Here is an 18358-nt window from a genome sequence, read left to right as displayed (position 1 = left end):
CGAGCAGGGACGAAAGTCGGGCTTAGTGATCCGGTGGTTCCGCATGGAAGGGCCATCGCTCAACGGATAAAAGCTACCCCGGGGATAACAGGCTTATCTCCCCCAAGAGTCCACATCGACGGGGAGGTTTGGCACCTCGATGTCGGCTCATCGCATCCTGGGGCTGTAGTCGGTCCCAAGGGTTGGGCTGTTCGCCCATTAAAGCGGTACGCGAGCTGGGTTCAGAACGTCGTGAGACAGTTCGGTCCCTATCCGTCGCGGGCGCAGGAAATTTGAGAGGAGCTGTCCTTAGTACGAGAGGACCGGGATGGACGCACCGCTGGTGTACCAGTTGTCTTGCCAAAGGCATCGCTGGGTAGCTATGTGCGGACGGGATAAGTGCTGAAAGCATCTAAGCATGAAGCCCCCCTCAAGATGAGATTTCCCATAGCGCAAGCTAGTAAGATCCCTGAAAGATGATCAGGTAGATAGGTTCGAGGTGGAAGCGTGGCGACACGTGGAGCTGACGAATACTAATCGATCGAGGACTTATCCTAAATGATACGCCTAACGGCGTCACACATGAAATGGCACGGAGTTGCCGGTTACTTGAACATATTATCCAGTTTTGAAAGAACAAACTCTTTCAACTTTATACAGTCTGGTGGCGATAGCGAAGAGGTCACACCCGTTCCCATCCCGAACACGGAAGTTAAGCTCTTCAGCGCCGATGGTAGTTGGGGGATTCCCCCTGTGAGAGTAGGACGCTGCCAGGCAATCCAAAAGAACAGCAGACGCTGTTCTTTTTTTTGTTAAAAACATTCCTGATAATCGCTAGATTCGTATATTTTTAACCTATCAAGGCCATACTAGCTTTCAGGAGGTGGAGAAAATGGGGAATTTATTCAAAGGTAGTAAAACGTGCATCGTTTGTGAAAAAGAAAAAAATGAAGGGATGCATGTGTACACAGCATTTATTTGTTGGGAGTGTGAAAGAGAAATTGTCCAGACAGAGCCTGAATCTGAAAAGTATGCGGAATTTGTAAAAAAGTTGAACAAAATAAGAAAGCCCTCTGTTTTTTCGTGATCCCGTCGCTTTAGTGTGTTAGGCTAAGAGAAAAGTATAGAAAAGGCAGGATATTCATTGAAACAAACACGTACCCCACTCGTTGATGCATTACAACAGCATATTAAACGGCAGCCTTTGTCTTTTCACGTACCGGGCCATAAGAACGGCTCGTTGTGGAAGGAAGGGCTGCCTGCTGGTTTTCAAATTTTTTTAGCTTATGATGTGACCGAAATATCCGGGATGGATGATCTCCATTCACCCGAAGGCTGCATTTTAGAAGCCGAGCAGCTGTTAACGGATTTATACAATACAAGAAAGAGTTATTTTTTAATCAATGGGAGCACAGTTGGAAACTTGGCTATGGTTATGTCTACTTGTAAGGAAGGAGATACCGTTTTTGTCCAACGCAATTCTCACAAGTCTATTTTTCATGCATTGAAGCTGGCAAGATTAAATCCCGTCTTTCTAGATCCAGAGTATGATAGCTACGTACAGTCGGCAGGGCAAGTGAGTCTACATACATTGACCGAAGCATATAACCGTTTTCCTGCTGCAAAAGCGGTCATTTTAACGTATCCTACTTACTATGGCATGGCTAAGGAAATGGAAGAATTGATTCAACTGGCAAAGCATCATGGATCATTTGTTCTTGTCGATGAAGCCCATGGCCCTCATTTTATTCTGCAAGAACCCTTTCCGAAAACTTCTTTAAAGTCAGGGGCTGATATCGTTGTTCATTCAGCTCATAAAATGCTGCCTGCCATGACAATGGGTTCTTACCTTCATGTACAATCCGAAAACGTACTGCTGGAGAAGCTAGAATTTTACTTGCAGGCTCTTCAATCCAGCAGTCCTTCTTATCCAATCATGGCCTCATTAGATATGGCTCGCGCGTATTTAGCTAGCGTAACAGCAGAGGATCAGGCCTTTATCGTTCATATGAGAGAAAAGCTAGCTTTGCAGTTATATGAGAAAGGAATAGAAACGGTTTTTCCGGATGACCCTTTGAAAGTGCTGCTTAGAAAGCCAGGATACACTGGATATGAACTGCAGAAGAGACTGGAAGATGTGAATATTTACACAGAACTGGCTGATCCTGTACAGGTTTTATGTACGCTCCCTTTAGTTAAACAAGGAGATCATACTTTTTTAAACCATGCCGAAAAAAGGCTGTCAGAGATTATAATAGAAGAGAGACAATCGCATGCTTCTAACAGCATCCCTATTCTCCAACAGGAGAAAATATCTCCACTAGTCTTGCCCTACACAGCACAGGAGAAATGCCAAATAGAATGGATAGCTATCCAGGAATCGGCAGATAGAATAGCAGCTGAAACGGTTATTCCTTATCCTCCGGGGATTCCTTTGATTATAAGTGGGGAAAAGATATCCAAGGAACAAGCTGTGGCGATAGAGAAGTTACACGCCCAAGGGGTACATATACAAGGGGGACAGCGGTTGCGAGAAAATCAATTGGCTGTTTTTACAAAGGAAACGGCTACTAACTAACCAGGTGGAGGACTGTATGAGAAAAGGACTATTTATTACCATTGAAGGCCCAGAGGGAGCTGGCAAGACAAGCATTATCCAAATGCTTGCGCAAAGGCTTGAGGAAGAGGGGCAAGTCGTTATGGCCACACGTGAACCAGGCGGCATTTCTATAGCTGAGCAAATACGGAAGGTCATTTTAAATAAAGAAAACATCTCAATGGATGGGCGGACAGAAGCACTATTATATGCTGCAGCAAGAAGACAGCATCTCGTGGAAAAGGTGAGTCCTGCTCTTGAGGAAGGTCATATCGTGCTTTGTGACCGTTTCATCGATAGTTCTCTTGCTTATCAAGGATATGCGAGAGGATTAGGCGTGGAAGAGGTCTATGAAATCAACCGGTTCGCGATTGGAGAACTAATGCCTCATCTCACTTTATTATTTGATGTTCGTCCGGAAATTGGTCTGGATCGGATTAAAGCGCATAAAGAGCGGGAAGTGAACCGTTTAGATTTAGAAGCTTTATCTTTCCATAAAAAAGTAAGAGAAGGATATTTGCAGTTGGCGGACAAATTTCCAGACCGAATTGCCGTTATAAATGCAGAAGCTTCTATGGAATCTGTGTATCAGGAGAGTCTAAAGTTAATTTTGGCTAAGATTAAGGAGCGATCTCTTTGCCAGTAATGATGAAAGAATTCCTGAGAAAGGGGTTCTTTTTTCACAATATTGTTTGTACAATTCAAAAAAACAATCTTTTTCTTGGTATAATAGAAAAAAGAGGATAGAGGAGGAAGAGGAATGAAATTAATTTTGGCAGTGGTACAGGATCAGGATAGCCATCGTTTATCACAAGCTTTAATAGAGAATAATTTCCGTGCAACAAAACTTGCTACAACAGGCGGCTTTTTAAAAGCAGGAAATACTACATTTATCATCGGAACAGATGATATTCGGCTTGATCGGGCACTCGCTATTATTAAGGATAACTGCCAGTCACGTGATCAGATGGTAGCACCTGTTTCACCAATGGGAGGCAACGCTGATTCTTATGTTCCTTATCCTGTAGAAGTTCCGGTGGGTGGAGCCACAGTATTTGTCTTGCCAGTAGAGCAATTTCATCAATTTTAATAGGGGAATAGATGATGAAAATCAACAAAGATATAAACTTTAATATAGATAAGCTACGGACAGATCAGAAGCTAGAGCAGACAGGACAGTCGAAATTTGCAGGACTTGTGCAGCATCAGAGCCAGCAAATGAAAACAGAGCAGCTGACAAAATTGTTGGCTGATATTGAGGGAGCGGGAGAGAGATTGGCCCGCTCGCGAACCTTCCAGGATATGGCTAAATACAAGACGCTCGTACGACGGTTTATTAAAGAAGCAGTAGATTTTGGCATGAATTTGAAGAATTCGCATACGTGGAATCAATTCGGCGAAGGGCGCAAGTTAAAAACTGTTGAAACCATCGACGAGAAATTAATTCAATTAACAGAGGATGTAATGAAGCAGGAAAAGTCATCCGTTGATTTATTAGGCCAAATTGGCGAGATCAAGGGATTAATTATAAACTTATACACATAGGCGGGGATGAAAGTGTCCGATATATGGAAAGATTTAAATGAAATGCAGCCTATTGTGCTCAAAATGATTACAAACAGCCTGGCAAAAGACCGGGTGGCTCATGCTTACCTGTTTGAGGGGGATCCGGGGACAGGTAAGAAAAAGACCGCCTTTTATTTTGCCAAAAGTTTGCTTTGTAAAGAAGGGACCATGCCTTGCAATGAGTGCAGCAATTGCCGGCGGATTGACAGCGGCAACCATCCTGATGTTCATATGGTAGAGCCTGACGGCTTATCGATCAAAAAACAACAGATTGTATTCCTTCAACAAGAATTTAGCAAAACAGCTGTAGAAGCGAACAGGAAAATATACATTATCAACCACGCAGACAAGATGACTGCGAGCGCTGCTAATAGTTTGCTAAAGTTTTTAGAGGAACCAGCAGCAGACACAGTCGCCTTGCTTTTGACTGAACAGGCGCAGCGAATGCTTCCAACGATTATTTCTCGTTGTCAGCTCCTCTCTTTTAAACCGCTGCCCCCAGCTCTCCTAAAAAATAAACTCGTTGAAAAAGAAGTTTCCCTGCCAATGGCTGCACTGGTTTCAAGGCTGACAAACAACTTTGATGAGGCGTTTCGTCTGGGTACCGAGGAGTGGTTTGCACAGTCACGCAAGATAGTGTTAAAATTATACGAAGTCCTACTCAAAAATCCATTGGAAGCAATGGTAAAATTGCAGGAGGACTTTAATGGGCATTTTAAAGATAAACAACAAGTAAGTCTGGCACTCGATCTTTTACTGCTGCTTTTCAAAGATTTGTTGTCCATCCAAACAGGAGAAGAACAAGGTCTTGCTTATCCTGACCAGCTTGCCTTGCTTAAGAACACAGCTCTTCATTCTTCCATTGTAAATACAACAGAGCAGATAACTGCTATTTTAGAAGCAAAGCGGAAACTTGATGCTAATATGAATCCACAGCTGCTAATGGAGCAGCTTGTGCTAAAATTGCAGGGGGGAGCATCCTTTGTATGACGTAGTAGGAGTACGTTTTAAAAAAGCGGGTAAAATATATTATTTTGATCCAATGGATCTGGGCGTTGAAAAAAACGACCATGTAATTGTAGAAACAGCGAGAGGCGTAGAACACGGTGAAGTAGTAGTAGGGCCGAAAAAGGTAGAGGATGATGATATCGTCCTTCCTTTGAAGAAAGTCATCCGTAAAGCTGATCAGAAAGACCGCTTAATTGTTGAAGAAAACAAAACAGCTGCAGAAGAAGCTTTCGAGATCTGCTGTGAGAAAATTTCTGAACATAAGTTGGATATGAAGCTTGTTGATGTTGAATATACGTTTGATCGCAATAAGGTTATTTTTTATTTTACGGCAGACGGAAGAGTCGATTTCCGGGAGCTTGTAAAAGATCTCGCTGCCATTTTCCGAACAAGAATTGAACTTCGGCAAATCGGTGTTCGTGACGAAGCCAAAATGCTTGGCGGGATTGGTCCATGTGGCAGAATGCTTTGCTGCTCGACTTTTCTGGGAGATTTCGAGCCAGTTTCAATAAAAATGGCGAAGGATCAGAACCTCTCATTAAACCCGACTAAAATTTCAGGTTTGTGTGGTCGTTTAATGTGCTGCTTAAAATATGAGAACGATGAATATGAAGCAGCAAAAGAGATTCTTCCTGATATAGGTACAAAAGTAAACACCCCTCATGGTGCCGGAAAAGTTGTCGGTTTGAATATTTTAGAACGGGTGCTTCAAGTAGAAGTATTCAATCACGAGCGGATCCTTGAATTCACCATTGATGAAATTGGGGCGGAAGGTGCCGTGTCAGTACAAGCCACAGAGTAATGGGGTGGAACGGGTGAAAAAAAAAGAATTTCTTGATTCGGTCAGTGATATGGAAATGCAAATCAGCCAGTTGTATAAACAGCTTGGAGATTTGAAAAAAGGTTTAACAAAAATGATGGAAGAAAATCATTCATTACGGTTAGAGAATGATCATTTACGACGCCGGCTTGAAGAGATTGAGCTTTCGCATAATCAAGTTGGACAAGAGATGGACAAAGAGGCCAGCAGTAAAAACTTTTCAAAGCTGATGGATATAGGTGAAGGCTATGATAACCTTGCCAGACTTTATCAAGAAGGTTTTCATATTTGCAATATTCATTTTGGAAGTCCGCGTAAAGACGAAGATTGCTTGTTTTGTTTATCATTTTTAAATAAAAAGTAATAGAGCATGCTAATGAGGCTGTCCATGAAGGCTAATGCCGGAGCTGTCAATCATTTAAGGAGAGATGACATTCTTCCTAAGTGAAGTGACAGTCGGGCCTGCCTGGACAGTCTTTCTTTTTTGTAAAAACAGGAGGAAAGAAAGAATGGTACTATTAAAGGATGATGAAAGGCTCGATTATTTATTGGCGGAGGAGCTGCGAATTATTCAAAGTCCGTCTGTTTTTGCTTTTTCCCTTGATGCAGTCCTTCTCGCGAGGTTTGCCTATCTTCCAACTAAGAAGGGTTCCATTGTTGATTTATGTTCTGGAAATGGAGTCGTGCCACTATTAATGAGTGCGAAAACAAGCGTTCCAATCATCGGTGTAGAAATTCAAGAGCGGCTATATGATATGGCTGTCCGCAGCATTGCATACAATGGTCTCGAAGACAGAATCTCCATGGTACATGGAGATTTGAAAGAGGCACCAGCACAATTAGGATATGAAAAGCACAGCGTCGTGACCTGTAACCCTCCCTATTTTGTCACACCCTCTCATAAAGAATTAAATATGAATGAACATTTGGCCATTGCCCGTCATGAAATTCACTGTACACTAGAGGATTGTATCCGCTCAAGCAGTGAGCTCTTGAAACAAGGTGGAAAAGCAGCGTTCGTTCATCGCCCGGGAAGGTTATTGGATTTAGTGACGTTGATGAGGAAATATCGTCTAGAGCCTAAGCGACTTCGTTTTGTTTATCCGAAAATGGGAAAAGAGGCCAATACGGTTCTCATCGAGGGTACGAAAGATGGGGCGCCTGATTTGAAAATATTGTCGCCATTATTCGTATATGATGAGCAGGGTGAATATACAGCAGAAGTAAGAGAGATGTTATATGGAGAAAAACACTGATCATTTTTTCTACGTGTTGGAGTGCAAGGATCATTCGTTCTATGGAGGGTACACGACAGACTTAGAGAAAAGACTGAAGGCCCATAACTCTGGTAAAGGGGCAAAATATACACGAGGCAGAGGGCCGGTGCGACTGATTCATTGGGAAAAATTTCATACAGTAACAGAAGCCATGCAGGCGGAATATGCCTTTAAACAGCTGACACGAAAGCAAAAAATTAATTATTTGCAAAGGGAGGGCAGCCGCTATGATAGTTAAGCAAAAAAGTTTTATTGATGAGCAAGGAGCTCTTTACCTCGTTCCTACACCAATCGGTAATTTAGAGGATATGACTTTCCGGGCCATTCGAATCATGAAAGAAGCTGATGTCATTGCTGCCGAAGATACACGCAATACAAAAAAACTCTGTAATTACTTTGAGATCGCTACTCCGATAACAAGCTATCATGAACATAACAAAGAAACGAGTGGAAAGCAGCTTCTCGAACGCATCAGACAGGGGGAAAAAGTAGCCTTGGTCAGCGATGCGGGAATGCCATCTATTTCAGATCCGGGTTATGAGCTAACTTCCGCTGTTATAGCCGAGGGATTAACGGTAGTTCCTCTGCCTGGAGCAAATGCCGCACTAACAGCTCTCATTGCTTCAGGACTTGCTCCCCAGCCATTTTATTTCTATGGCTTTTTAAGCCGATACAAAAAAGAAAAGAAAGCACAGTTAGTCGAGTTGAATAAAATACGCAGCACATTTATTCTGTATGAATCCCCACACCGGTTAAAGGACACACTCGCTTTCATGGCTGAAATATTGGGAGAGGACCGAAAAATTGTATTGTGCCGGGAATTGACAAAGAAGTTTGAAGAGTTTTTGCGAGGTACGATAGCAGAGGCAATTGTCTGGTCAAAAGAAGAGGATATCCTTGGGGAATTTTGTTTAATCGTCGAAGGAAATGAAAAAGCAGAAGAAGAGGAAACTGAAGAATGGTGGTCTTCTTACTCTGTCGTTGACCATGTTCATTATTATATCAACGAAAAAAATTTCTCTACAAAAGAAGCTATTAAGCAGACGGCTGTTGATCGAAATATGGGAAAACGGGATGTGTATCAGGCTTATCACATAGAATAAAGGGAGTTTTTACAAATTTGGTTGCTATGAGGTATTGATTTCCATTTTCCAGAAAAGAGCCAAAATAAAAACGAGCCCGTTGGCTCGTTTTTATTTTGTAGAAGCAAATGACTCGGAAATTTCTTTCATCAATTGTTCTGCACCTTCGCGGCTAAGAATTAATTTTCCGCCTGCAAGCTTGATATTGTCATCAGAAACTTCTCCTGTAATGTGACAAGTCATGCTAGGTTTGTATTTTTTAAGAATGATTTTATCATCATCTACGTAAATTTCTAGAGCATCTTTCTCCGCAATACCTAATGTGCGGCGAAGTTCGATTGGAATAACCACCCGTCCTAATTCGTCAACTTTACGAACAATACCTGTTGATTTCATTTTTTTTGCTCCTTCCAAACTTGTTTATTTAAAAAATATAAAGTTTAATCGTCAATTTTCGACATATTTTTCACTTATGATCTTATCATACCAGCTATTCCCAACATCGTCAACAAGAAAATGTAATTTTACCAGGGAATGTAAAGCGCTTAAAATACTGATATATTAAGGTTTTTCAAAGATTAGTAACAAATTGGAAAAAGAGAAATAAAAAAAATGTCGAATGACCTAGTATTGATGTCGAATCCATTAAAAATCAAAGAGATAAGAGAGTTTAATATTTACAATTGCTACGGAATAAGAGAAAATAAAAGAAGTGGCTCTTTAACGGCGTCCTATGTATATTTTTTTTGTATAATAGTCATAATGTCAATAAAATTTAGTATGAATTGTCCGCTAGGGGCATGAATGTAAAAGAAAGCTCTCAACCGCCGGGTGAGGGCTTTTCTACATAAGAATCAGCGTTTCAAGGAGGGGTACAAGATGAATGATCAAAAAAACACATTTTATCTAACGACACCGATTTATTATCCGAGTGGAAATCTCCATATTGGACATGCTTATACAACGGTAGCAGGTGACGCTATGGCGCGTTATAAGAGACTGCGCGGATTTGATGTCATGTACTTAACAGGTACCGATGAACACGGACAAAAAATTCAACGGAAAGCAGAAGAAACAGGAGTAACTCCACAGCAGTATGTCGACAATATTGTCTCTGGCATTCAAGAGTTATGGGACAAGTTAGATATTTCTTATGATGATTTTATCCGTACAACGCAAACTCGTCATAAGGACATTGTTGAAAAAATCTTTAAACAGTTATTAGATCAAGGGGATATTTATCTAGACGAATATGAGGGCTGGTACTGTACACCTTGTGAATCTTTCTTTACAGAGCGCCAGTTGGAAAATGGCAACTGCCCGGACTGCGGTCGCCCTGTTGAGAAAGTAAAAGAACAGTCTTATTTCTTTAAGATGAGCAAATATGCTGACCGACTGCTTGAATATTATGAAGAGAACCCGGACTTTATCCAACCGGAATCCCGCAAAAATGAGATGATTAACAATTTTATTAAACCGGGACTAGAGGACTTGGCTGTCTCACGTACAACGTTTGATTGGGGCATTAAAGTACCGGGTGATCCTAAGCATGTTATTTACGTGTGGATCGATGCGCTCTCTAACTATATTACAGCCCTTGGCTATGGCACCGATCATGATGAGAGATATCAAAAATATTGGCCGGCTAATGTCCATCTTGTCGGCAAGGAGATTGTCCGTTTCCATACGATTTACTGGCCAATTATGCTGATGGCGCTTGACTTGCCGCTTCCTAAAAAAGTATTTGCTCATGGATGGCTGCTCATGAAAGACGGGAAGATGTCGAAGTCAAAAGGTAATGTAGTAGATCCCGTTACGTTGATTGACCGTTATGGATTGGATGCCCTTCGTTATTATTTACTTCGTGAAGTACCATTTGGTTCAGACGGCGTCTTTACACCGGAAGGCTTTGTTGAACGGATTAATTACGATCTAGCCAACGATTTAGGCAACTTGCTAAACCGGACTGTTGCAATGATCAATAAATACTTTGACGGTGTCATTCCAACATATAAAGGATCGAATGGGGAATTTGACAAGCAGCTTCAACAGTTGAACATGGAAACAGTCAAGCAGTATGAAGAAGCGATGGAAAAAATGGAGTTTTCCGTTGCGTTGTCAGCTCTCTGGCAGCTCGTTAGCCGTACGAATAAGTACATTGATGAAACACAGCCATGGGTGCTTGCTAAAGAGGAAGAGAAAGATAAGCTTGGCGATGTCATGGCACACTTAGCAGAATCGCTCCGCCGAATGGCTGTTCTTTTGAAGCCATTTTTAACACAGACGCCAAAGAAGATTTTTGAGCAGCTGAATATTCAGGATGAAAAACTGCAATCATGGGATAGTCTGTCTCAATTTGGACTAATACCGGAAGGAACGACAGTAGTAAAAAAAGGAGAACCAATCTTCCCTCGTCTGGATATTGAGGAAGAAATCACTTATATTAAAGAAAAAATGCAAGGGACTCCTGAGAAAAAAGAAGAGCCGAAAGTAGAGTTAACAGAGGAAATAAAAATTGATGATTTCATGAATGTCGATCTGCGTTCAGCAACAGTTATTGCAGCGGAACCAGTTAAAAAAGCTGACAAATTGTTAAAGCTGCAGTTGGATCTCGGTTTTGAAAAGCGTCAGGTCGTTTCAGGTATCGCTGAATTTTACAAGCCAGAAGAGTTGGTCGGCCGCAAAGTAATCGTTGTCGCTAACTTAAAGCCTGTTAAATTGCGTGGAGAACTGTCACAAGGCATGATTCTTGCTGGTAAGGCTGATGGCGTATTATCATTAGTAAGTGTAGATGAAAGCTTGCCAAACGGTTCACGGATTAAATAAATGAGTCGATCGAAAAACATAGAATGTTTCACGTGGAACGATTATTCGACGGGAACGTCTATGTTTTTCTTTTAGAAAGGATGAAAAGAGTGCTATTCGATACGCATGTTCATTTAAATGCTGAACAGTATAATGAAGATATAGAAGAAGTAATTGAGCGGGCTAGAGCAGCTGGAGTAGAAACCATGGTCGTTGTTGGTTTTGACCGTCCAACGATTCAAAAAGCCCTTGAACTTATTGAAAAATATGAATTTCTGTATGCCAGTGTCGGATGGCATCCAGTAGACGCCATCGACATGGAAGAAGAGGATCTTGCTTGGCTGGAAGAGCTGGCGGCACATCCGAAAGTCGTAGCCTTAGGAGAAATGGGGCTTGACTATCATTGGGACAAGTCGCCTAAGGATGTTCAGAAAGAAGTATTTCGTAAGCAAATCCAGCTCGCTAAAAAAGTAAAGCTTCCTATCATTATTCACAATCGGGAAGCCACACAAGACATCGTTGAGATTTTGAAGGAAGAAGGAGCCGAGGAAGTCGGTGGGATTATGCACTGTTTTAGCGGCAGTGTAGAAACCGCGCGTGAATGTGTAGCGATGAACTTTTATATTTCCCTTGGCGGCCCTGTTACATTTAAGAATGCTAAAAAGCCAAAAGAAGTAGCGGTTGATATTCCGCTTGATAATTTGCTCATCGAAACGGACTGTCCATATCTCGCTCCTCATCCTTATCGTGGCAAACGGAACGAACCGGCTTATGTAAAATTGGTTGCAGAGCAAATTGCTGAGCTAAAAGGGATGGATTACGAGGAAGTCGCACGCATAACAACTGAAAATGCCCATAAGCTTTTCTCTATTGAGCGGTGATCGATCATATGAAAATAAAAGAAATCATCGTAGTAGAAGGAAAAGATGACACAACAGCGATTAAGAGAGCGGTAAATGCGGATACGATTGAAACAAACGGCTCAGCCGTTTCAGAAGCTGTTATTGAGAGAATTAAATTAGCACAAGAAACAAGAGGCGTGATCGTCTTCACAGATCCCGATTATCCAGGAGAACGGATTAGACATATTGTTGCTGAACGTGTGCCGGATTGTAAGCATGCTTTTTTGCCGAAGCATGAAGCGATTGAGAAAAGAGGAAGAGGTGTCGGCGTGGAGCATGCTTCTATCGAGGCAATCCGCAAAGCATTAAAAGACGCCCAGACTGTTGAAAAAGAAGCAGTAGAGCAAATTTCCAAAGAGGATTTGGTCGATGCCGGATTAATTGGAGGAGCGCAAGCAAAGGAAAGAAGACAGAAGCTTGGTGAAAAGCTGCGAATTGGCTATACGAATGGAAAGCAGCTGTACAAACGGCTACTCATGTTCCAAATTACACGGGAACAATTTGCCCGTGCCTTAAAAGAAGTGTTGCAGGAGGAAAAGACATGAAAGATATTGCTACTCCTACGCGAACGAAAGAGATATTAGAAAAGTACGGTTTTTCTTTCAAAAAAAGCTTAGGACAGAATTTTTTAATTGACCCGAATATTTTACGCAGAATTACGGAAACAGCCGAGCTGACAAAGGAGACCGGAGCGATTGAAATCGGTCCGGGAATTGGTGCTTTAACGGAACATTTGGCCCGGAGTGCAGGAAAAGTGGTTGCATTTGAAATTGATCAGCGTCTTCTTCCCATTTTGTCGGATACGCTTTCTCCTTATGACAATGTAAAGGTCATTCACGAAGATGTTCTAAAAGCAGACGTTGCTCAAATAGCTGGACAGGAATTTGAAGGCTGTGAACAGTTAATGGTAGTGGCAAACTTGCCTTACTATGTGACAACGCCAATTATTATGAAGCTGCTTGAGGACAAGGTTCCTTTTAAGGGGATTGTTGTCATGCTTCAAAAAGAGGTAGCCGATCGTATCTCAGCCAAGCCTGGTACGAAAGACTACGGTTCTCTGTCAATTGCCATTCAATATTATATGGAAGCAGAAACAGCTTTTATTGTGCCTAAAACGGTCTTTATGCCGCAACCGAACGTTGATTCTGCTGTTATTAAATTGCTGAGACGAGAGCAGCCGGCTGTAGAAGTAATTAACGAAGAATTTTTCTTTACAGTGACACGTGCTTCTTTTGCCCAGCGACGAAAAACAATCTTAAATAATCTAACAAACCAGCTGCCTGCAGGGAAAGAAAAGAAAGACCAGATTATAGAGGCGCTTAGCCAAGCAGAAATCGAGCCTTCTAGAAGAGGAGAGTCTCTTTCCCTAGAGGAGTTTGCTCGGCTCGCCAATGCCCTTTGCCCAGTTTTTTGTTAACAGAGTATCCGCCTCAATTTGCAGGCGGATATTTTACTTTGAGAGTTTTTCTTTCATAAATATAGAAGTACATTCCCCAATTGGGCATTTCCTGCATAAGATAATCGGAAGAGTAAAAATTAACGGGGATGATCACATGGTGATTCGTATTAATTCTATTGTCAGCCGCCCGTCTTATGGGAACGACATTTTGTTTAGAGTAATGGAAATCAAAGATACGGAAGAAGGCAAAATAGCTATTTTGTCAGGAGAAGATTATCGGCTGATTGCAGACGCCCCGTTCTCCGATTTGTTAGAAGTAGACCCTGATGAACAAAAAAGAATGACACGCGCTACGAGAATGCGAGAAGAGCAGTCGCTGCACCTATTTAGACAAGAGCTAGAATTAATTAAAGAAAAGCAGGAGTACAGGGCAACAGATTGTTATCGGAATGAAAATGATGTTTTTCAAATACCAGGCAGAGTACTACACATGGATGGTGACCCCAATTATTTAAAAAAATGCTTGGCCGCTTATGAAAAAATCGGTCTTCCGGTTTATGGCATACACTGTCTGGAAGAAGAAATGCCCAAAAAAATCTCAGCATTAATCGACGAATATCGCCCCGATATCTTAGTCATAACGGGGCATGATTCATATTCAAAAACGAAAGGAAGCAAATCAGATATAAAGGCCTACCGACATTCAAAATATTTTGTACAAACGGTTCGATTGGCGAGAAAGAAAGTCCCTCACTTAGATCAATTGGTTATTTTTGCTGGAGCGTGCCAGTCACATTTTGAATCTTTAATACGGGCAGGAGCCAACTTTGCTAGTTCTCCCTTCCGTGTAAATATTCATGCACTGGATCCGGTCTACATCTCCTCTAAAATTGGCTTTACACCTTTCAATGAGCTTGTCGATGTCAGAGAAGTGTTGAGAAATACACTGACAGGTAATAAAGGGTTGGGGGGAGTTGAAACAAAAGGAGTGCTCCGCATTGGCATGCCGTTTAACCAGTCTGAGGAAGAATAAAGAAGGCGAAAAACAATTTTGTCATGGTTATTGGATTATTGGGAACGCTAAAAATATGATGAAAAAAGCAGGTTTTTGTAAAATAAAAAACGTTGACAAAAGGGGGCGCGGGTTGATAAAATATTTTATTTATTTGACTTGCTATTTAAATCATGTTATTATAAAAATAGTGAGGTGGAAGCGGATGCCAAAAACATTAGCCGACATTAAAAAATCCCTTGATTCAAATTTAGGAAAAAGACTCTTGTTGAAAGCGAACGGGGGACGCCGTAAAACTATTGAGCGATCTGGGGTTCTAGCTGAAACATATCAAGCAGTCTTTGTTGTAGAATTGGATCAAGATGAAAACGCATTTGAAAGAGTATCGTACAGCTATGCAGATGTGTTAACAGAAACAGTAGAATTAACGTTTGAAGACGCAGCAGGAAGCGCCGTTTAATTTTGCAGTAAACAATATTGTTTACTGCTTTTTTATTGGTTTAAAGTTAGTCACCTGGGAGACACTTAACTTTTCCCCGACCAAAAGAAAAGCAAACTTTTTAATAAATAGTATTTCATAGAGGCCAAACGAGCGCTCTCTGCTTTTGATGCTGTCCAGCTCCAAGCGCTAACACGTACGGCAGTTTCGGCCTGTCTGCAGAGCCAAAGAACGGGCTCTTTCAGTCAGCCCTCCAACTGCCTATCGTGCTAAACGAGCGCTCTCTGCTTTTGAAGGCTTCCCTTCATTTTCCGCTAATCGTTTTAAATAGGCTGGTTAAGCTATAAATGGCGGCAAAAGGAGGGCAACTAATGGGCAGAAGAAGAGGAATTATGTCTGACCAATTGAAAGAAGAGCTTGCGAAGGAGTTAGGGTTTTATGACACTGTTCAACGGGAAGGCTGGGGCGGAATTACAGCCCGTGACGCGGGTAACATGGTCAAACGAGCAATTGAACTGGCAGAAAACCAGCTCGTCAACAAGCGCTGACACTTTTAGCTAACTTCTAATTAAAAAGCCGCTAAGGGATCGGGGAAACCCCGATCCTTTTTTACATAGAAAATTGCTCCATCACACATCATATTTACAACTCCTAATCGACTTTATGATAAAATAAGCTAAACTGTAATGTGCACAAAGTAGGTGGCCTATTGTGAAAATAATGATGAAAGCACCGGCGAAGATTAATTTAACGCTCGATGTGCTACATAAACGTGCGGATGGATATCATGAGGTAGAGATGATCATGACAACAGTAGATCTGGCAGACCGAATTGAATTGGAACCACTCGCAAAAGATGAAATTAAAATTATATCCCATAACCGTTTTGTTCCGGATGATAAACGTAACTTAGCTTACCAGGCAGCGATGCTGCTTAAAGAAAGGTACGGCATTCGTTCAGGTGTAGCGATTGGCATTGAAAAGGTGATCCCGGTAGCTGCTGGTCTAGCAGGCGGCAGCAGTGACGCCGCTGCTACATTGAAGGGGCTAAACAAGCTATGGGATCTAGGGTTAAGTCTAGACGAACTAGCGACTCTCGGAGCGGAGATTGGTTCCGATGTTTCTTTTTGTGTATACGGCGGCACCGCTTTAGCCAAGGGACGGGGAGAAAAAATACAGCACCTTCCAGCTCCCCCGAATTGCTGGGTGGTTCTTGCTAAACCGACAATCGGTGTGTCCACAGCTGAAGTGTACAAAAATTTAAAGATTGACGGCTTGCGGCATCCTAATACACAGGCAATGATGTCTGCCATTGAAACGAAGGATTATCATAAAATGTGCGCTCATCTTGGCAATGTTCTGGAGTCTGTGACATTAAAGCTCTATCCGGAAGTGGCTCAAATTAAAGAACAGATGGAACGATTTGGAGCAGATGCTGTGCTGATGAGTGGAAGCGGACCAACCGTTTTTGGACTAATGCAGCATGATTCTAGAATGCACCGGGTTTGCAACGGCTTAAGAGGCTTTTGCGACCAGGTATACGCAGTCAGAATGCTAGGAGAAGGGATTCCTGTTGATTGAACCCGTATGTTAAGATATATTTAAAATTAAATATTCGGATTTACTCCTTAGGAGGGTCGAACAGAACATGAAGTTTCGTCGAAGTGAACGGTTAATTGACATGACACATTATTTACTGGAGCATCCACAGCAGCTTGTTTCACTTACTTTTTTTGCCGAACGGTACGGATCGGCAAAATCATCTATTAGTGAAGACTTGTCTATTGTGAAGGAAACGTTTGAACAGCGCGGCATTGGCTCTCTTCAAACCATTCCGGGAGCTGCTGGTGGGGTTAAATATTTCTCAAAAGTTAGTGAGATAGAAGCACGAAAATTTATCGCAAATCTTTGCGAACAAATTGAAAGCCCCGAGAGACTTCTTCCTGGCGGCTATTTATACATGATGGACCTGCTTGGTCATCCGCAAGTTATTCATCAAGTCGGCAAACTTCTTGCCTCTGCTTATGCAGGCATGGAGATTGATGCCATCATGACAGTAGCAACAAAAGGCATTCCCATCGCCCATGCCATTGCCTCACATTTGAATGTTCCGGTTGTTGTCGTTCGTCGGGACAGCAAAGTAACAGAGGGCCCGACTGTCAGCATTAATTATGTATCGGGTTCTACAAAGCGCATACAAACGATGGTGCTCGCAAAGCGCAGTTTGAAAGAAGGATCCAAGGTGTTGCTTGTAGATGATTTTATGAAGGCTGGCGGGACGATAAATGGAATGATCAGTCTGTTAGCAGAGTTTAATGCTTCTGTAGCAGGAATTGCTGTCCTCGTTGAAGCAGAACATGACGAGGAAAGACTCGTAGAGGATTACATATCACTTGTTAAGCTGCAAGATGTAAATGTTCGCACGTCTGCTATTTCTGTAGTAGAAGGAAATTATTTTTCCAAAAACATACAGTTTTCATAAGGAGAGGTTAAAATGAAAGTAGTAGCGACAAATCAAGCACCAGCGGCCATTGGCCCATATTCTCAGGGGATTATTGTAAATAACATGTTTTATAGTTCTGGTCAAATCCCATTAACACCTGCAGGGGAATTAGTAAATGGAGATGTAACCGAGCAAACTCATCAAGTATTTAAAAATCTTCAGGCTGTTTTAGCTGAAGCTGGAGCTTCCTTGGATACAGTCGTGAAGGCTACAGTCTTCATCGCTGACATGGAAGAATTCGGGGCAGTGAATGACGTGTACAGCCAATACTTTGGTGAACATAAACCAGCCCGTTCCTGCGTGGAAGTGGCAAGGCTGCCTAAAGATGTGAAAGTCGAAATTGAAGTAATTGCCCTCGTAAAATAATACGAGTAACCAAGAGTTGGAAACGCTTTTCTTCGCCAGCATGTTGATTGGTAGAAATGGTGGTTTTGACTGGCATATCCATCTCTAAAATCAGTTTTTTCCGTTTCGAAACACTCGTGAAATCATCACGGGTGTTTTTTTATACAAAATAAAGTAAAATTTTTTCAAAAAAAAGAAGGAATATTTGAAATATTATTGAATAGTTAGTTTAAGCTTTTTATATAGGGGAAAAAGGGGTGAACAGAGTGGAAGTAACTGATGTGAGACTAAGACGCGTAAATACGGATGGCCGCATGAGAGCGATTGCATCAATTACGTTGGACAATGAATTTGTTATTCATGATATCCGTGTAATTGACGGCAACAATGGTTTGTTTGTTGCTATGCCAAGCAAACGTACGCCAGATGGCGAGTTTCGTGATATTGCCCATCCAATCAACTCCAACACACGCGGTAAAATCCAAGATGCTGTTTTAGCTGAGTATCACCGTCTGGGAGAATTGGAAGAAGTGGAATTAGAAGAAGCAGGAGCTTCATAAATTTACATGCAACAAGAGCCTACTTCAAATGTATGGCTCTTTTTTCATTGAAAAAAACACCTCCA

At 41.8% G+C, this 18358-nt stretch carries 23 protein-coding genes and 2 rRNA genes (1 of these 25 cut by a window edge); 24 read left to right on the top strand and 1 reads right to left on the bottom strand.

Annotation, left to right across the window (positions count from 1 at the left end; genetic code table 11):
- The 13 genes from MKZ02_RS02475 to rsmI form a co-directional block, all read left to right on the top strand.
- Positions 1–536: ribosomal RNA gene (locus MKZ02_RS02475) — 23S ribosomal RNA — on the top strand; it begins 2396 nt to the left of the window's first position.
- A 103-nt stretch (positions 537–639) separates the two neighbouring features.
- Positions 640–755 (top strand): 5S ribosomal RNA (rrf, locus tag MKZ02_RS02470).
- A 116-nt stretch (positions 756–871) separates the two neighbouring features.
- A complete protein-coding gene (locus tag MKZ02_RS02465; protein WP_120035794.1) occupies positions 872–1066 on the top strand; it encodes a sigma factor G inhibitor Gin in 195 nt (64 codons plus the stop codon).
- A gap of 57 nt (positions 1067–1123) precedes the next feature.
- Positions 1124–2557, top strand: coding sequence for an aminotransferase class I/II-fold pyridoxal phosphate-dependent enzyme (locus MKZ02_RS02460; RefSeq protein ID WP_340851666.1), 1434 nt, complete (start codon positions 1124–1126; stop codon positions 2555–2557).
- A gap of 16 nt (positions 2558–2573) precedes the next feature.
- Entirely contained in the window at positions 2574–3221 is a 648-nt protein-coding gene (gene tmk / locus MKZ02_RS02455; RefSeq protein ID WP_340851664.1) for a dTMP kinase, read from the top strand.
- A 114-nt stretch (positions 3222–3335) separates the two neighbouring features.
- Positions 3336–3665, top strand: a complete 330-nt coding sequence (locus tag MKZ02_RS02450) for a cyclic-di-AMP receptor (RefSeq protein ID WP_049665996.1) — start codon at positions 3336–3338, stop codon at positions 3663–3665.
- Between the two features lie 14 nt (positions 3666–3679).
- Positions 3680–4120 (top strand): YaaR family protein, encoded by a 441-nt coding sequence (locus MKZ02_RS02445; RefSeq protein ID WP_120035797.1) that lies wholly within the window; start codon positions 3680–3682, stop codon positions 4118–4120.
- 12 nt (positions 4121–4132) lie between these two features.
- Positions 4133–5131, top strand: a complete 999-nt coding sequence (gene holB / locus MKZ02_RS02440) for a DNA polymerase III subunit delta' (RefSeq protein ID WP_340851658.1) — start codon at positions 4133–4135, stop codon at positions 5129–5131.
- Positions 5124–5951, top strand: coding sequence for a PSP1 domain-containing protein (locus MKZ02_RS02435; protein ID WP_120038033.1), 828 nt, complete (start codon positions 5124–5126; stop codon positions 5949–5951). Before holB ends, MKZ02_RS02435 begins: the two co-directional genes overlap by 8 nt.
- Positions 5952–5964: 13 nt before the next feature.
- Positions 5965–6333, top strand: coding sequence for a DNA replication initiation control protein YabA (gene yabA / locus MKZ02_RS02430; protein ID WP_120035798.1), 369 nt, complete (start codon positions 5965–5967; stop codon positions 6331–6333).
- 145 nt (positions 6334–6478) lie between these two features.
- Positions 6479–7225, top strand: a complete 747-nt coding sequence (locus MKZ02_RS02425; protein ID WP_120035799.1) for a tRNA1(Val) (adenine(37)-N6)-methyltransferase — start codon at positions 6479–6481, stop codon at positions 7223–7225.
- Positions 7209–7484: a GIY-YIG nuclease family protein gene (locus tag MKZ02_RS02420; protein WP_120035800.1), complete on the top strand. Its 276-nt coding sequence runs from the start codon at positions 7209–7211 to the stop codon at positions 7482–7484. The genes MKZ02_RS02425 and MKZ02_RS02420 overlap by 17 nt, the downstream gene beginning before the upstream one ends.
- The gene (gene rsmI, locus MKZ02_RS02415) at positions 7477–8349 is read left to right on the top strand and encodes a 16S rRNA (cytidine(1402)-2'-O)-methyltransferase (protein ID WP_120038035.1); all 873 of its coding nucleotides are present in this window, start codon (positions 7477–7479) and stop codon (positions 8347–8349) included. The genes MKZ02_RS02420 and rsmI overlap by 8 nt, the downstream gene beginning before the upstream one ends.
- A 90-nt stretch (positions 8350–8439) precedes the next feature.
- On the opposite strand, the gene MKZ02_RS02410 is transcribed toward rsmI, so the two are convergent.
- Entirely contained in the window at positions 8440–8724 is a 285-nt protein-coding gene (locus tag MKZ02_RS02410) for an AbrB/MazE/SpoVT family DNA-binding domain-containing protein (protein ID WP_049666009.1), read from the bottom strand.
- Positions 8725–9159: 435 nt separating this feature from the next.
- On the opposite strand from MKZ02_RS02410, the gene metG reads away from it, so the two are divergent.
- From metG to spoVG, 11 genes are all read left to right on the top strand, one after another.
- Positions 9160–11154, top strand: coding sequence for a methionine--tRNA ligase (metG, locus tag MKZ02_RS02405; RefSeq protein ID WP_340851656.1), 1995 nt, complete (start codon positions 9160–9162; stop codon positions 11152–11154).
- A gap of 89 nt (positions 11155–11243) precedes the next feature.
- Positions 11244–12014: a TatD family hydrolase gene (locus tag MKZ02_RS02400; protein ID WP_120035802.1), complete on the top strand. Its 771-nt coding sequence runs from the start codon at positions 11244–11246 to the stop codon at positions 12012–12014.
- Between the two features lie 8 nt (positions 12015–12022).
- Positions 12023–12580 (top strand): ribonuclease M5, encoded by a 558-nt coding sequence (gene rnmV / locus MKZ02_RS02395; protein ID WP_120035803.1) that lies wholly within the window; start codon positions 12023–12025, stop codon positions 12578–12580.
- Complete coding sequence (rsmA, locus tag MKZ02_RS02390) at positions 12577–13452, top strand: 16S rRNA (adenine(1518)-N(6)/adenine(1519)-N(6))-dimethyltransferase RsmA (RefSeq protein ID WP_120035804.1); 876 nt, start codon at positions 12577–12579, stop codon at positions 13450–13452. Before rnmV ends, rsmA begins: the two co-directional genes overlap by 4 nt.
- Positions 13453–13588: 136 nt before the next feature.
- Positions 13589–14467: a sporulation peptidase YabG gene (yabG, locus tag MKZ02_RS02385; protein ID WP_120035805.1), complete on the top strand. Its 879-nt coding sequence runs from the start codon at positions 13589–13591 to the stop codon at positions 14465–14467.
- A 184-nt stretch (positions 14468–14651) separates the two neighbouring features.
- The gene (gene veg / locus MKZ02_RS02380) at positions 14652–14906 is read left to right on the top strand and encodes a biofilm formation stimulator Veg (protein ID WP_049666021.1); all 255 of its coding nucleotides are present in this window, start codon (positions 14652–14654) and stop codon (positions 14904–14906) included.
- Positions 14907–15256: 350 nt separating this feature from the next.
- Positions 15257–15433, top strand: a complete 177-nt coding sequence (locus MKZ02_RS02375) for a small, acid-soluble spore protein, alpha/beta type (RefSeq protein WP_039234758.1) — start codon at positions 15257–15259, stop codon at positions 15431–15433.
- A gap of 163 nt (positions 15434–15596) precedes the next feature.
- Positions 15597–16466: a 4-(cytidine 5'-diphospho)-2-C-methyl-D-erythritol kinase gene (ispE, locus tag MKZ02_RS02370; RefSeq protein ID WP_120035806.1), complete on the top strand. Its 870-nt coding sequence runs from the start codon at positions 15597–15599 to the stop codon at positions 16464–16466.
- A 67-nt stretch (positions 16467–16533) separates the two neighbouring features.
- Positions 16534–17367: a pur operon repressor gene (purR, locus tag MKZ02_RS02365; protein WP_120035807.1), complete on the top strand. Its 834-nt coding sequence runs from the start codon at positions 16534–16536 to the stop codon at positions 17365–17367.
- A 12-nt stretch (positions 17368–17379) separates the two neighbouring features.
- A complete protein-coding gene (gene ridA / locus MKZ02_RS02360; protein WP_120035808.1) occupies positions 17380–17754 on the top strand; it encodes a 2-iminobutanoate/2-iminopropanoate deaminase in 375 nt (124 codons plus the stop codon).
- 245 nt (positions 17755–17999) lie between these two features.
- Positions 18000–18293, top strand: coding sequence for a septation regulator SpoVG (gene spoVG, locus MKZ02_RS02355; protein ID WP_041101893.1), 294 nt, complete (start codon positions 18000–18002; stop codon positions 18291–18293).
- The last annotated feature ends 65 nt before the right edge of the window (positions 18294–18358 follow it).

Origin of the sequence: Pseudobacillus sp. FSL P4-0506 (assembly GCF_038003025.1) — a bacterium.
Classification (GTDB): domain Bacteria; phylum Bacillota; class Bacilli; order Bacillales; family Domibacillaceae; genus Pseudobacillus.
Note: the sequence above shows the minus strand (reverse complement) of the source record. Positions and strands in the feature narration are given on the sequence as shown.